The sequence below is a fragment of the Saccharibacillus endophyticus genome (assembly GCF_013185185.1).
Classification (GTDB): Bacteria; Bacillota; Bacilli; order Paenibacillales; family Paenibacillaceae; genus Saccharibacillus; species Saccharibacillus endophyticus.
In genome coordinates, this window is sequence record NZ_JAAZWE010000001.1 from 139897 (window position 1) to 154616 (window position 14720).

General features: G+C 53.4%; 11 protein-coding genes. 3 read left to right on the top strand and 8 right to left on the bottom strand.

Annotated features, from left to right (window positions below; genetic code table 11):
- Positions 1–72 precede the first annotated feature (72 nt).
- The 6 genes from HRQ63_RS00630 to HRQ63_RS00655 form a co-directional block, all read right to left on the bottom strand.
- Positions 73–1533 carry a M20 family metallopeptidase gene (locus tag HRQ63_RS00630; RefSeq protein ID WP_172237622.1) on the bottom strand — a complete coding sequence of 487 codons (1461 nt, stop codon included), beginning with the start codon at positions 1531–1533 and terminating at the stop codon, positions 73–75.
- A 234-nt stretch (positions 1534–1767) separates the two neighbouring features.
- Positions 1768–3399: an ABC transporter substrate-binding protein gene (locus tag HRQ63_RS00635; RefSeq protein ID WP_172237625.1), complete on the bottom strand. Its 1632-nt coding sequence runs from the start codon at positions 3397–3399 to the stop codon at positions 1768–1770.
- An 81-nt stretch (positions 3400–3480) separates the two neighbouring features.
- Positions 3481–4392 carry an oligopeptide ABC transporter permease gene (gene opp4C, locus HRQ63_RS00640; RefSeq protein WP_172237628.1) on the bottom strand — a complete coding sequence of 304 codons (912 nt, stop codon included), beginning with the start codon at positions 4390–4392 and terminating at the stop codon, positions 3481–3483.
- A 93-nt stretch (positions 4393–4485) separates the two neighbouring features.
- Positions 4486–5436, bottom strand: coding sequence for an ABC transporter permease (locus HRQ63_RS00645; RefSeq protein WP_172237631.1), 951 nt, complete (start codon positions 5434–5436; stop codon positions 4486–4488).
- A gap of 60 nt (positions 5437–5496) precedes the next feature.
- Positions 5497–6513 (bottom strand): ABC transporter ATP-binding protein, encoded by a 1017-nt coding sequence (locus HRQ63_RS00650; protein WP_172237634.1) that lies wholly within the window; start codon positions 6511–6513, stop codon positions 5497–5499.
- The gene (locus tag HRQ63_RS00655; protein ID WP_172237637.1) at positions 6510–7532 is read right to left on the bottom strand and encodes an ABC transporter ATP-binding protein; all 1023 of its coding nucleotides are present in this window, start codon (positions 7530–7532) and stop codon (positions 6510–6512) included. The genes HRQ63_RS00650 and HRQ63_RS00655 overlap by 4 nt, the downstream gene beginning before the upstream one ends.
- 246 nt (positions 7533–7778) lie before the next feature.
- On the opposite strand from HRQ63_RS00655, the gene HRQ63_RS26235 reads away from it, so the two are divergent.
- The 3 genes from HRQ63_RS26235 to HRQ63_RS00670 all read left to right on the top strand — a co-directional run bounded on the left by HRQ63_RS26235 (position 7779) and on the right by HRQ63_RS00670 (position 11978).
- Entirely contained in the window at positions 7779–9602 is a 1824-nt protein-coding gene (locus HRQ63_RS26235; protein ID WP_172237640.1) for a cache domain-containing sensor histidine kinase, read from the top strand.
- Positions 9603–9676: 74 nt separating this feature from the next.
- Entirely contained in the window at positions 9677–10444 is a 768-nt protein-coding gene (locus HRQ63_RS00665) for a response regulator transcription factor (RefSeq protein ID WP_172237643.1), read from the top strand.
- A 271-nt stretch (positions 10445–10715) separates the two neighbouring features.
- Entirely contained in the window at positions 10716–11978 is a 1263-nt protein-coding gene (locus HRQ63_RS00670; protein ID WP_172237646.1) for an S-layer homology domain-containing protein, read from the top strand.
- 88 nt (positions 11979–12066) lie between these two features.
- Here HRQ63_RS00670 and HRQ63_RS00675 read toward each other — a convergent pair whose 3' ends face one another.
- Together HRQ63_RS00675 and HRQ63_RS00680 are read right to left on the bottom strand one after the other, a co-directional pair.
- Positions 12067–13272 carry an amidohydrolase gene (locus HRQ63_RS00675; protein WP_172237649.1) on the bottom strand — a complete coding sequence of 402 codons (1206 nt, stop codon included), beginning with the start codon at positions 13270–13272 and terminating at the stop codon, positions 12067–12069.
- 480 nt (positions 13273–13752) lie between these two features.
- Positions 13753–14472, bottom strand: coding sequence for a YoaK family protein (locus tag HRQ63_RS00680; RefSeq protein ID WP_229714024.1), 720 nt, complete (start codon positions 14470–14472; stop codon positions 13753–13755).
- Between the last annotated feature and the right edge of the window lie 248 nt (positions 14473–14720).

Sequence of the window (14720 nt, forward strand, 5' to 3'; positions counted from 1 at the left end):
TTGATCGAATCTCTGCGCTCCGGGCTTTTTACGTGCTTTGCACGGTTGGAGACCGTGATACATCGTGCAGGCCTAAGTTGACAGGGTCATCGCTTCCCGCGTATTCGCCGGATTTTGCGGCTGAGGAGGATGTACATCTTCCGGAATCGGACAGACATAAGGTTCTCCCGCCAGTTGAAGCGCCAGATCCTGCTTGGCGGCTGCAATCAGCTGCGGATCAAGCAAAGCTTCGATCGCGGTAGCCGCCATTGCTTTTCCGGCATACAACATCGCTTTGTGCGCATGAGGAGATTGCCCCTGAGCAACGGCTTGCCAGGAATGCCCGGGCGTCGAGAAGGCCCAAGTCGCGGTCGTGCATTGGATCGTCGGAACAAGCCAGCTCACATCGCCGACATCCGTGGAAGCGGACATCGGCATGCTGCCTTCGATCAGGGGAGCAAGTTCCGGCAGAAGAGGATTTTCCCGCAAAGCCGCTGCTTTTTCCCGACTCGTCCGACTGGCCGCAGACTGTTTATCCGGTTCCGGAATCGAAGCGAAAATACGCTGCGCGAACGCAATGTCTTCAGCGGAAGGCACCGGCGGAGCAATCTCCTCCATATGGCGATGCATCACGCGTTCCAACGTCGGATTCGGAATCAGGTCGGACGTCGCTCCGGTAACGAAAAATTCCATTCGAGTTCCGCTCATCAAAGCCGCGCCGCGAGCGACGTCTTTCACGCGCTCGAACAATTCGCGCACCTGCGCCGATTTCGGTGCCCGAATGGAATACAGTACTTCCGCTTCGGACTGAACCACGTTGGGTGCACTCCCGCCTGTATTCAGCACGGCATAATGAATACGCGCCTGATCGATCATATGCTCCCGCATATAGTTCACGCCGACGCTCATCAGCTCGACCGCGTCCAGCGAGCTTCGACCCAAATGAGGTTCAGCCGCGGCATGCGTGCTTTTTCCTAAAAAGCGAAAACGCACCGTCGTCGTTGCCAGCGAAGTGACCTGCATAATCGCATTGCTCGTACCCGGATGCCACGTGATCGCCGTATCCACGTCGTCGAACAATCCTTTTCGCGCCATAAAAGTCTTGCCCGCGCCGCTTTCCTCGGCCGGACAACCGTAGAAGCGCACCGTGCCCGGAACTTTATTCGCGATCAGATAATCCTTAACCGCAACCGCAGCAGCCAATGCCCCCGTGCCGAGCAGATTATGCCCGCATCCATGCCCGTGCCCGCCCGCAGCGACCGGATCAAAGTTATCTAATCCGGCCTGCTGACTCAATCCGGCTAACGCATCATATTCACCAAGCAGTGCAATCACCGGCTTGCCGCTTCCGAAGCTGGCGACAAATGCCGTTTGAATCCCCGCCGCCTGCCGCTCCACCGAAAAACCTTCCTGTTCCAACACCCGACTGAGCAGCTCCGCCGACTCAAACTCCTCATACCGAATCTCCGCGAACTCCCACACCCGATCACTGGCATCCGTGAACACTTTCTTTTTCCGTTCCACCAATTCCGATACCGTTTCCGCGAGACGCATATGCAACACCTACTTTCTTGGAATAAGGACCGAAGCCCGGTTGGATGTACAAAATACAGCGAGCGAAGCGCAAGCGGAGGGAGAATTCAGTGAAAGACGCCTTTGAACCGGGAAACATTCCACTAAATATCTAATCGAATTTTCCCGGTGAGACAGCGTCTTGAACGAATTTCTCCCGCAGCCTTTAGCCTTCAGCGAATAGGATTTTCACAGCCGACCGAGGGGCTGAGATCCTTATTCGCTCTTCTCCCACAGATACACATTGTTCAACATATCCGGACCGACTTTGCCGGTCAGGCTGTTCGACTGCGCGGACATCAAATTATCGACATACATCGCGAATTGAGGGACGTTTTCGTGAAAATATTGTTGGACTTGGTTATATGCTTCTTTGCGCGCCGCCGTATCGGTTTCTTTGGCGCCTTTTTCGATCAAGGCGGTCAATTCCGGATCGTCGATTCCGGTGAAGTTCATTGCGCTGGCCGGCGTGAAGTAATTGAAAACGGAACTTGGATCGGCGGTGTACGGGATGGTGACGACGCCGACTTCATAATCGTTGGAGACCAGCTTTTGCAGCAGGGTAGGGAAGTCGAACTTTTGGATTTCGACTTGCAGACCGATCGCTTTCCAGTCGGCGGCGACCAGTTCGGAAGCTTGCTCGCGGACTTTGTTGCCGACCGGGATCGAGAAGTGGATCACTTGGCCGAAGTCCCATCCGGCTTCTTCAAGCAATTTTTTCGCCGCATCCGGGTCGTAAGCGTACGGTTCGATACTGCTGTTGTAGAACGGGTGCGTGCTCGGCAGCATGTTATCGACGATCTCGCCGTTGCCTTTGAGCAGTTTGTCGACGATTTGCGGACGATTGACGGCCATTTCTAGCGCTTGGCGTACCTTCGGATCGGTCATTTTTTGCACGTTGAACATGACGGAGACCGGCGTGCTGATCGGCGAGAACGAAGACGTCACGTTGGTCATGTTCGACACTTTTTCGAAATCTTCGACCGGAATGAGTCCTGTGCGATCCATGTTCGCGTCTACCTCGCCGGTCTGAAGCTGCGCGACCATGTTCGGTGCCGTGAGGATCTTGACGTACAGTTCGGCCAGTTTCGGCGCGCCCAAGTAGTAGCTTTCATTGGCTTTGTATTGCACGTATTGGTCTTTCGCGAATTTCACGAAGCTGAACTGACCGATCGAGACGGTCGGGTTTTGCATGTACGGACTTTTGTCGAGATCCGCCGGAGCGGTATCCTTCAGCACATGCCGGGGCAGGAAACGGACTTTGCCGCTGAAGTTGTCGTTGAAATAAGTGATCTCGACCGGATATTTGGTGGTGATCGTAAACGTCTTGTCGTCGACCGCGGCGAAGCCGGATATTGCGGTCTGACCTTCCTCAAGCTTGCCGGAGTCATTCAAACCTTCGATGAAAGAGAGATTGATGTTGGTGGTTACGGCCGGAGCGGCGATCATGCCCAACGTGTATTCGACGTCTTCGGACGTGAAGTCGGTGCCGTCGTTCCAAACGGCTTTGTCTTGCAGATGAATCGTAAACGTCTGATTGTCTTCCGTCTCGATCGATTCCGCCAGCCTTGGATCGAATTCCAACTTGTCGTTCACCACCATCAAGCTGTCGTTCATGATCGAAATGGCTTGGGTCGAAGCGGTATCGTTGGGATTGATCGGATTAAGCGTCGTCGGCGGGTTAACGATCCCGATTACCGCCGTACCGCTGCCCGACGAGGAAGACGACGCTTCGGTCGCGGCGGCTTCGTTCGTGGTCGTATACCCGCTGCCTCCGCAGGCCGAAAGGGTCAGGGCAAAGGCTGCGGTGAGCAGCAGTCCCGTCCATCTTTTTTTGTTGTTCGTCATCAAATAGACCCCCTGTGAAAGTTCGGATGTAAAACGTCAGGCTAAGCTTGGGTTATGCGAAGTTGTACGATATGCGCGATCTTATTGCTTCGGATCAAGCGCGTCTCTCAGTCCGTCGCCGACGAAATTAATCGCCAGCACCGTCAGCAGAATGGCCATGCCGGCAGGCAGCCACAACCAAGGTTGACCGCTCAGCACGGAGATGGATTGGGCTTCGCTGAGCATATTGCCCCAGCTTGCGGTCGGCGGCTGCACGCCCATGCCGAGGAAGCTGAGTCCCGATTCGGTCAAGATCGCGGAAGCGACGCCGAACGTGGCATTGACGATGATCGGAGCCAATGCGCCGGGGAAAATATGCTGCCGGATAATGCGCGGCGTCTTCAACCCGAGCGAGACGGCGGCCCGAACATGGTCAGCCTGCTTAAGCGATAGCACGCTGCCGCGTACCAATCTCGCGATGCTCGGCCAAGAGAATAAAGCCAACACCGCAATGATGGTGAAAAGACTCGGCCCGACGACGCTGACTACGACGAGAATGACCATCATGAACGGAAAAGCCATGAACATGTCGGTAATCCGCATCACTAACGTATCGATCCAGCCGCCGTAATAAGCGGACAGCAATCCGACAACCGTGCCGAAAGCCACGTAGATGGCAACCGTCGCAAAGCCGACAAGGAGGGAGACTTGTGCTGCCGAAATCAACCGGCTGAGCACATCGCGTCCGATCTGATCCGTGCCGAGCCAATGTGCCGAACTCGGCGGAGCGGAGAAGTCGCCCGTCACCTGATCCGGCGGGTAAGGCTGGAGCAAAGGGGCGAACAATCCGACCGCGAACAGCAGAATGCAGAAGATCAATCCGGCCACGGCCATCTTGTTTTTTGAGAAACGGCGGGAAACTTGACGAAACCGGCTTTCCGAGTGTTCGATCTGTACGTTTGCCGGAGTTTGCACGTTTGCGGAAGACAGTGCCTGAAGCTTGGTTGAAGACATGGATGTCACCTCCTGAAATTGGGTGGAAAGCGTGAACAATGATGACGGACGAAAAGGCGGCGAGACAGTCGATTGTTAAGCATCAAGCCGGACTTAACCGACCTTGATACGAGGATCGGCTGCGGAATACAGAATATCCGTCAGCAGGTTGGCACCCAGCACGGCGATTGCGGCAATCAGATTGAGTGCCATAATCGTCGGATAATCGCGCGACATCATCGACTGGAGCGTCAACTGGCCGATGCCCGGCCACTGGAAGATCTGCTCCGTAATAATCGCGCCGCCCAGCAGAATGGGAATTTCCAGGCCGACGACGGTAATCACCGGCAGCAGCGCGTTGCGCAGGGCGTGCTTGTTGGTCACCCAAAATTCATGCACGCCTTTCGAACGGGCCGTGCGCAGATAATCCTGCTTGAGCACCTCCAGCATGCTGGCGCGAACATAGCGGACCTTGCGTCCGGCAATTCCGGTCGCAAGAACGATTGCGGGCAGGATCATATGCAGTATCCGATCTCCGAATCCGCCGTCCCCTCCGAGCTTCTGCATACCGCCCGTCGGCAGGATGCCGAGGTTGACGGCGAAGATGTAGATCAAAGCAAGCCCGAGGAAGAAATTCGGAATCGACGTGCCGATAAACGAAAGTCCCGTAACGAGATAATCGATCTTGGTGTTTTGTTTCAACGCGCTGATAATGCCGAGAGGCACGGCGATCAGCAGCGCAAGCACCAGAGCGGCGAGTCCGAGCGTGACGGTCGGCATGATCCGTTCGCCGACGAGCCGGGCCACAGGAGCGTAAGAACTCATCGAGTAACCGAGGTCTCCGGTAAGCAGCGTGCCGAGCCACTTGATGTACTGGACAAATAGCGGATCATTCAGGCCCAACGCTTCTTTTTTGGCTTCGGCGATCTCCGGCGACATATTCGGATCGATGTACATGTCGACCGGGTTGCCGGGAGCCATGTTGACGATGATAAAGTTAATGATCGTGATCCCGAGCAGCACCGGAATAAAAATCAGCAGCCGCCGCGCAATATAAGTCACCATGCGAAATCCCTCCTTTTGATTAGGCGTCAAGCACGTCCGATGCCGGCGAAACAGGTTTATTCAAAACGCGAAATGGCACGCTGCTGCGTGTCCGCTTGCATCTGCGGCAAGCGGCGGTTCTTCCTGACGACAAAGCTCCTGGGCAAACGGGCAGCGCGTATGGAAGCGACAGCCGGACGGAGGATTGGCCGGGGAAGGAACATCCCCTTGTACCACGATCTTTTCCCTTCCTCTCAAGCGAGGATTCGGAACCGGATAAGCATTCAATAATACCCGGGTATACGGATGCTTCGGATTGCGGAAAATGTCTTCTTTCGTTCCGATCTCGACCACCTTGCCGAGATACATGACCGCGATTCGCGTACTGATGTACTTGACCGCGCCCAGGCCGTGCGCGATGAACAAATAGGTCAGGCCCAGATCCTTTTGCAGTTGTTTGAGCAGGTTGAGAACCTGAGCCTGAATCGATACGTCCAGCGCGGATACCGGTTCGTCGCAGACGATAAACTTGGGGTTCAACGACAGCGCGCGCGCAATGCCGATCCGCTGCCGCTGTCCGCCGGAGAATTCATGCGCGTAGCGGTCTTTGTAGGAGCGGGGAATTCCTACGGCGTCCAGCAAGCGATCCACCTCGGCTTCCGCCGTGGCAGCGGTCGCTTTGCCATGGGCGAGCATCGGTTCTTTCAAAATATCCCGTACGCGCATCCAAGGATTAAGCGAGGAAAAAGGGTCCTGAAAAATCATTTGCATCTCGGTTCGAAGCGGTCGCATTTTCGAGATCGAGTAGCGGGTGATGTCTTCGCCCCGATAGCTGATCTGTCCGCCCGTCGACTCCTCCAGTCTCAGAATCGTGCGTCCGATCGTCGATTTTCCGCAGCCGGATTCGCCGACTAGCCCCAATGTTTCGCCTTCGCGAATATCCAGGCTGACGCCGTCGACGGCTTTCACATGGCCTTTGACCCGTCCCAGCAAACCTTTGCGAATCGGATAATAGGTGGTCAGTCCGTCCAAGCGCAGCAGAGTATCGGCCGTATCCGGTCTAACGGCGGCCATGGGCATTTCTTCAAATTCAATCATGTCGTCACTCCTTTCGCGGACGAAACCGGCACTGGACTCGCTGCTTCCGAATCCCCTTGAGCCACCCAGCAGCGAACGCGATGTCCTTCGCCCAAGTCGAGCAGCGGCGGCGCTTCGGCGCAGCATTTCTCGGTCGCGAGCGGGCAGCGGGTATGAAAGCGGCAGCCGGGAGGCATGTTTTGCAGCGGAGGCACGGTGCCCGGAATCGAGGCCAACGTCTCTTCGTCATCTCCGTCGAGGTGAGGGATCGAGCCCATAAGGCCCGTCGTGTACGGATGCAGCGGTTTGTCGAATAAAGTGAATACGTCCGCTTCTTCCACGACCTGTCCCGCGTACATGACGATGACCCGATCCGCCATCTCCGCCACGACGCCCAGATCGTGAGTGATCAGCATGATCGCCGTACCGGTTTCTTCCCGCAACTTTTTCATCAGATCCAGAATTTGTGCTTGGATGGTCACGTCGAGCGCGGTGGTCGGCTCGTCGGCGATCAGCAGTTTGGGTTCGCAGGCTAACGCGATGGCGATCATCACCCGCTGACGCATGCCGCCGGACAGCTTATGCGGATATTCATCCATGATTTCTTCCGGGCGCGAAATGCCGACTTTGCGCAGCATATCGATCGCGTGGTTGCGTGCCGTTTTTCCTTTTACATTCAGATGCAGCATGATCGATTCGACCAGTTGACTGCCTATGGTGAACACCGGGTTGAGCGACGTCATCGGGTCTTGAAAGATCATCGATACTTCGCTGCCTCGGATCTGACGCATGGCCGATTCGGCCAACCCCGTGATATTGCGTCCGTTCAGTCGAATCTCGCCTTTGCGGATCGAGCCGGTCTTGCCGAGCAGCCGCATGATGGAGAGCGAAGTGACGCTTTTGCCGCAGCCCGATTCGCCGACGATTCCGAGCGTCTCGCCTGCCTTGAGTCGGAAGCTGACGCCGTCGACCGAAGTCACTTCCCCGCGTTCCGTGCGAAACACCGTTTCGATTCCATCCACTTCGAGCAAATCGTTCATCGCGCCTGGCTCCTCTCTTATGTCAGGATAGCTTTCGTTGATGTCCTCATTGTAAGGAGAAGCTCTATTTTCTGAAAGTAACTTAGATTGGTTTTTGGGTCCTGGTTTGCAGAGAAAGTAGAGTTTAATGTGGAAAAAGTGTCATTACTTACGCAAGGGGCGTTTTTTTTATGCTTTAACGTTGCAGCGTAAGCGGCTATAATCGACGTAAAGCGTCATGGAACGACAAAGGAAGGAGAGTACGGTGTGAAGAAAGTTTACAGGACCTTTTTTGTTCGCAACCTTTCGTCCTTCATGCTGCCTGTCCTCATTCCGTTAATTATGCTGGGCGGATTATCGATCGCGATCATTCAGCGGTATGTGGGCATCGAGGCGCAGACGGCTAATCAAAATGTACTGGACCGCATGCAAGGGAATGTGGAGCTGTTGTTTGAAGAGTTGGATACGCTGCATATGCATGCGGTCTCCAGCGCGCTCGAATTCGATCGGCTGCGGAATATGTTGAATGAGCCGCTGCCGAGCGCCGAAGATTATCGGGAGTTGGCTTCATTCAAAAACTTCATCGACTCTCCGGCCATCGCCAGACCTTATATCGAATCGATCTATGTTTACGTGGAAAATGATCGCGGCCGCTTTATCTCTTCCACGACCGGAGGAACGATGGCGTTCGACGACACCTATGACGCGGAGTGGTACGGAAGTTATGCGGCTCATCGCGATACGGGCAAGGATAAGCAGTGGAGCGAGCCGCGTTCCTTCGACAAATACGGGTTGGCTACGTTTCGTACGGACGTCATTTCGTTGTATCAGATGCTCGATATTGAAGGGAAAAATGACGCCGTGATCGTTTTGAACGTGCGACTCGACTATTTGAAGGAACAGCTTTCGTTGATGCCGACTTCCTCCGACCAGCATCTGCTGATCACTGATTTGCAGCGTCAGGTGATCGTTCGCGGCGACGAGCCGAATCCGCCTTCCTTTACGCCTCGAACCTTGTTCGATCCGATGCGTCCCGAACGTTTGTATGGAGAAGCCGCGCTGGGATATGAGGTGTTGGAACTGCAATCGCCGCAGTACGGTCTGCATTTCGTGTCGGTCACGCCGAAGGCGGCTTTATACGAACTGCCGATTCGGCTTGCGTTATATACGGGAATCGCCGCTCTGCTATCCATCTTGGCTGCGGTCGCGGTGAGTTTGATTTTTGCCCGGCGCAACGTTCGCAATATTCGGCATATCGTGGATATGCTGCACGATGCCGAACAAGGAACCGAGCCGGCCGCGCGAGCGGGGAAAAACGACGTTAACGCTTATATCGTGCAGCAGATCCTGGCGAATTTTTTGGAGAAAAAGTATTTGAAAACGCAGCTTGCCCGACGTAAAGCAGTCAATGAGCTGATGGAGCTGAGCGCCCTGCAATCGCAGTTGAATCCGCATTTTCTGCTCAATACGCTGGAGACCGTAAAATGGAAAGCGGCGGCGCTGGCGGGCGGCATGGATAATGAACTGACACAGATGATCGAGCAGCTCGGCGAGATTTTGAAAGGCGCGTTGGATCTGGAAGAAAAAGAAGTCACGATCGAGGAGGAAATTCGCTATACCGAATCTTATCTGGCCATTCAGCGCATGCGAAGCGGCGAAGCTTTTGACGTGGTTTGGGACTGCCGTGCTCAAGGGGCCGAGATTCGGATCTTGAAGCTGTTGTTACAGCCTTTGGTCGAAAATAGTCTGATCCACGGCCTTCGCGGGCAGCAAGGCGGCGTTATTAAAATCAAACTTTACGAGAGTAGAGGGATGCTTCGTTTATCCGTGTTCGATAACGGCCGCGGAATGACGCCTCGACGGCTTCAGGAACTGCAAAGCAAACTAGAAGGTCCTTTCGGGCAGTCTGCGCATATCGGCGTATCCAATACCCATAAAAGATTAAAGCTTGCTTACGGAAAAAAATACGGACTCCGGATCTATAGCCGCGAAGGAAAAGGAACGCTGGTGCAAATCGTTATCCCTCTGGCACAGGTTAAAAAGGCAGGAGGAATAACTGGAAATTCAAATCACAGTGAAAGATTCGTGTAATATTTTCTGTAATTTTCTTGGTTGTAGAATCGTTAACTGTGTTATATAATCGATCAAAAAAAGGAGGTTGGTGCATGTATAAGCTGCTGATTGCGGACGACGAAGCGGAAATCAGACATGGATTGGGAAATTACTTCCCGTGGAGCGAAATGGGATTCGAAGTGGACGGATTTGCGCAAAACGGGCTCGAAGCGCTGGAATATATCGGCTGCCACTCCGTCGACGTTCTGCTGTGCGACGTGATGATGCCGGTCATGACCGGTATTGAGGTGGCCGAATACTTGCATAGACAAAAGACCTCTCCGCGCATCGTGTTTCTGAGCGCGCATCGGGATTTCGACGCGGCCTGCCGCGCGATGGAATTCGGGGTGCGCAGTTATATTCTGAAGCCGACGCGGTATCAGGAGCTGAAGGATATTTTCACGGCGCTGAAAGAAGCAATGGATCAGGAAGCGCAAACCGCCTTGGTATCGGAACCCGAGCAAACGAGCAGACCCTTATTTCCGCTGCAAGAAGGGGCTTCCGATCCGATCATCCTGCGCATCATGAAATACATCGAGGAAGATTGCTCGGAAGCGACGCTGGAAGGATCGGCGTTGGCCGTACGCATGAATCCCACTTATGTGAGCAAATATTTCAAACAGAAGACGGGTATTAATTTCTCGGAATACCTCAATGACGTGCGGATGTCCAAAGCGGCGGGAATGTTGGAAGCAAGCGGCTGTCGGACATACGAGGTCAGCGAAGCGGTAGGGTATCAGAATCCAAAAAACTTTACCCGTTCGTTCAAGCGCCGATTCGGGAAAACGCCGCGGGAATTCAGGCAAGGGCTGGGGCTGTAGAGGAACGTTAGAAGATCGGAGTTCGGTAAACGCGCCTTAAGCTGTCGAGAAGTTCTCGGCAGCTTTTTGGCATGAAGATTTTTCGCGGAAGCATGAATTTTATGAAGGAATAAGAAACTTTGCGATCAAATTCTACTTTTTGTATGTGAAGAAGGTATAATCAAAAATTGGGAACCGGTAACTTGCTTGAATTCAAACGACGTACGCGAGTTCGTCCGATTGAAGCAAGCTGCCGATTTGAAAAAATGAAATGATTAGAGGAGTGGGACAAATGGGGAAAAAGATCGCCAAATGGGCAGGGGTTGCTCTGGCGACCGTGTTGACGGCAAATGTGCTAGGGAGCGGATCGGCTGGAGCAGAAGGGGGTTCTGCGAATCCGTTCCGGGATATTCAATCCGATCATTGGGCAGCCGGCGGCATCAACAAGGGGGTAGCCAAAGGTTATGTCGCAGGCTATACGAACGGCACCTTTAAACCGGATGTGAACGTCACGCGGGCCGAATTCGTCAAAATGGTCGTATCGGCGCTGAATCTGCAAATAGAGTCGCAGTCGGACAAATGGTATACGCCTTATGTAGCGGCTGCCGGCGAACAAGGTTTGTATAAGACGGACGACTTCGCGAATACGGAAACCAACTGGAACAAGACGCTCACCCGCGAAGAAATGGCACGGATCGCAAGCCGGGCAATCGGCCAAAAAGAAAACGAAAAAGAACACCCCTGGATGTACATCCCGGAAGGCAAGTGGATGTATACCGCGACAAAGAACGGACTCATGACCGGAGTAGGCAGAGGAGAGATCGCGCCGGACAGAGCCACGACGAGAGCGCAAGCGGTCGTCGTCATCGAGCGGATTTTGGCGGCGAACGCCGGAGAACAATTGCCGGTCGACAAATACGCGGTCAGCAGTGCCGAAGTATATTGGCACGGAACGAATATTTTCACGGTGATGCCGGAAGTGTTTTACGCGCCGGAGAAATGGATCGGAAGCAATGGAAAAAACGAGTCTGCGGACTTTTGGAACGAGAAAAAAATGACGGTCAAATCGAGAGACGGACTATATGAAGGGAAGTTGGATATGTTGATCGCGATCGATCTTGCCGACCCTAATGATCCGAATTTGAAATTGCTTCCGCCGATCAAAGAACTGAAGTGGGACAATAACGTCGGCAATCAAAACATGAACGATCTTCCCGTTTCCAAGCAGATGAATAGCTATATTTTGTATTACAAAACAAGAACGATATCCAATAAAAGACCGGAAGTTTATTCCACTCATTTCCCTCCGCATTTCGAAATTAGTGGATTTAATAGTCCTAATCGGGATGATTTTTATAAGAAAGGAATACTGAACACCATAACTCGCGTATATCACAAAGAACTTTTTGATACCACGGCTTGGATTCTTCCCAAAAAAGGTTATGTGAGATCGAGTTCGATTTCGATCGGGGTTCGAACGCCGACCGGAGGTAATTACGGATACTTGGTTAGTGACGTGTTAGAGTTCAGGTATCCGCAATCGACCGGCGAATAAGCGAAAAGAAAGAATCAAAACGAGCTTTTTTTCAATGAAAAAAAGTCGGATTCCTTGGGAACCCGACTTTTTTGCGCAACTTGAAATTTTATACCGAAGCCGTCTCAACCGTCGTGGCTTCCACCCTAGCATTCAATCGCCCATCCACGATCGCCAGAAACGCTTTGGCCGACATCATCAGCGCACGTTCGTCGAAATCGAACTTCGGATGATGATGCGGGAAGTTTTCCTTGTCTTCGAAAGCCGCGCCGACCATCAGGAAGCTTCCCGGTTTTTCCTGAAGATAGTACGAGAAGTCCTCGCCGCCCATCATCGCCGGAAGCTCGACCAGCTTGGCGATGCCGCTGTCGGTCAAGATGCGAATGACTTCGTCCGTTTCTTTTTCATGATTAAACGTTGCCGGATAACCGCGCAGGTAGTCGATCTCGCACGTCGCGTCAAACGAATGACATAACCCTTCGCTCAAAGCGGTGATGCCCTGTTGAATCTTGTCGCGCGCTTCCTCTTGGAAGGTGCGCACGGTTCCGGTCATTCTGGCTTGATCGGCGATGACGTTGTGCGTCGTGCCTGCATGGAACGAGCCTACCGTTAAGACGGAAGGGTGCATCGGATCGACGCGGCGGCTGATCAGAAGCTGAAGCTCGTTAATGAGCTGTGCCCCGAGCGCTACGGCGTCGATCGAATGGTGCGGCGACGCGCCGTGCCCGCCTTTGCCCTGAATCAGAATCTCGAACAGATCGGCACTGGCTGTCAAAAATCCGTGCTTGTATCCGATCGAACCGTACGGCTGAAGCGAAGCGAGATGGATACCGTATACTTCATCCACGCCGTCCAAGCAGCCGTCTTCGATCATCGCCTTCGCTCCGCCCGGCGGCGCTTCTTCGGCATGCTGGTGCAGCAATACGATATTCCCGGCCAAGTCTTCCCGACATTCGCTCAACACTTGCGCCACTGCCAACAGGGAAGCCGTATGACCGTCGTGTCCGCAGGCATGCATCACTCCCGGCACCGTCGACTTGTAAGGCACATCTTTCTCATCTTGAATCGGCAGCGCATCGAAGTCCGCGCGCAAAGCAATCGTCGGCCCTGGCTTACCGCCGCGAATCGTCCCGACCACGCCATTGCCGCCAACGCCGGTTCGAACCTCAATTCCGCCAAACCCACTCAACGTCTCCGCGACAAAAGCCGCCGTAGCCGCTTCCTGAAACGATAACTCCGGATTTCGGTGCAGATGACGTCTCCATTCCACCATCGTACTTTCCAACTCAGCCAGTCTCGCAACCCATTTTTCCATGAAATCATCCTTTCCGGGAACGCCGATGCGCCATAATTTGAAATACGTCTTTCGTTGCTGCTTTCAGCTTAGAACGATGGAAGAAAAAGTAACAGCCCCGTCACTTCGCTTTCGTATCTCTAGTTATATCGTTTTAGAAAAAAGACTCCCGAATAGGATGCTCATTTTGGAAAAGGCCTTCACAGTTGACATTAAAAAAACGGAGCCGTTAATGGCTCCATGCGAAGTGTAAGGAAAACTATAATTACAAAGGTAGATTCATAACGCAGTAACGATTTTTTTAACTCCTAACTGTATAGCTTGTTAAGCTGTCCGGAAATGTCTTGAAGGCAGCAAAGCGACCCGGCGGAGGGAGAAATTCAGTGAAAGACGCCTTTGAACGAGGGAAGCTGAAAGCTTTCTTCGTGAGACAGCGGCTTGAACGAATTTTCCCCGCAGCGCCCAAGCTTTCCCGCCCGAACAGGACTTTCGTCAAACGGCTTAACGAAGCCGCCGCTCGCCGTTTTCGTCCAATCCCCGGAACATTTTCAACACCACGATCAAAATGATCACCATCACCAAAATCGGAATCCATATTGCGCTGAACGGCATATTAATCTCTGCCACTCCGGCCACCAAAGCCCCGAAGCAGTAAATCACGACCGCCGTAAAACGCAGCCAAGTCTCGCCGCCGATCTTCGACGTTTTCTCCTTGAGACGGAATCTTTTGCGGAAAAAGGCTACGAAGTCTTCGATCACGCTCGCCAGATTGTTGGTTAGAACCGTGGTAGAAATCCCGGCGATCCCGAGTTTGCGAGCGGCGGTCGTCTGCATGCCCATTGCGCTGCTGAGCAGCAGAATCAGTACATGCAGCAGCGTTTCGCTCATGACCGGACCTGCCAGCGCGGCGAAAATGAGGTAGAAGGCTAATTCGATCAACAAAATCAACGTAATCCGCGCAGGCCAGAAGCCTTTCGCTTTACCGCCGCTGAGCAGCACCGCTGCCGCCGCGTTCCCCGCGATAAAGCCGATGCAGGCCAATGCCGCCCGCAGGAAGGATAATTCCGCGACATGCGCGAACGACATCCCGAGAATCACGATATTTCCGGTCATATTCGCTGTAAAGACGCGGCCCAAATGAATATAGCCGATGACGTCGACGATTCCCGCCGACATGCACAGCAGCATCAAAATGCCGCTGCGCCAAGTTTTGACGTGCAAATCATTCATTCCTTTCGTGTAAACTCACCTCTCCGATTCTCGCAAGAAAGTCGGCATAATTCAAGAAAATGCAGAAAGAAAAATGAAAATACGGCTTTGTCGGCATTAAACAAAAGCAATAGCCGCATAAAGAGGATTTTTTCGTCAAAACGGTTATGATAAAAAGGGAAGCTTAAAAGATTCGTGCCGAGAACGCGGACGCAACCTTCGAACAGCTTAACGGCCTCGACGGAACGGCATACGTACTT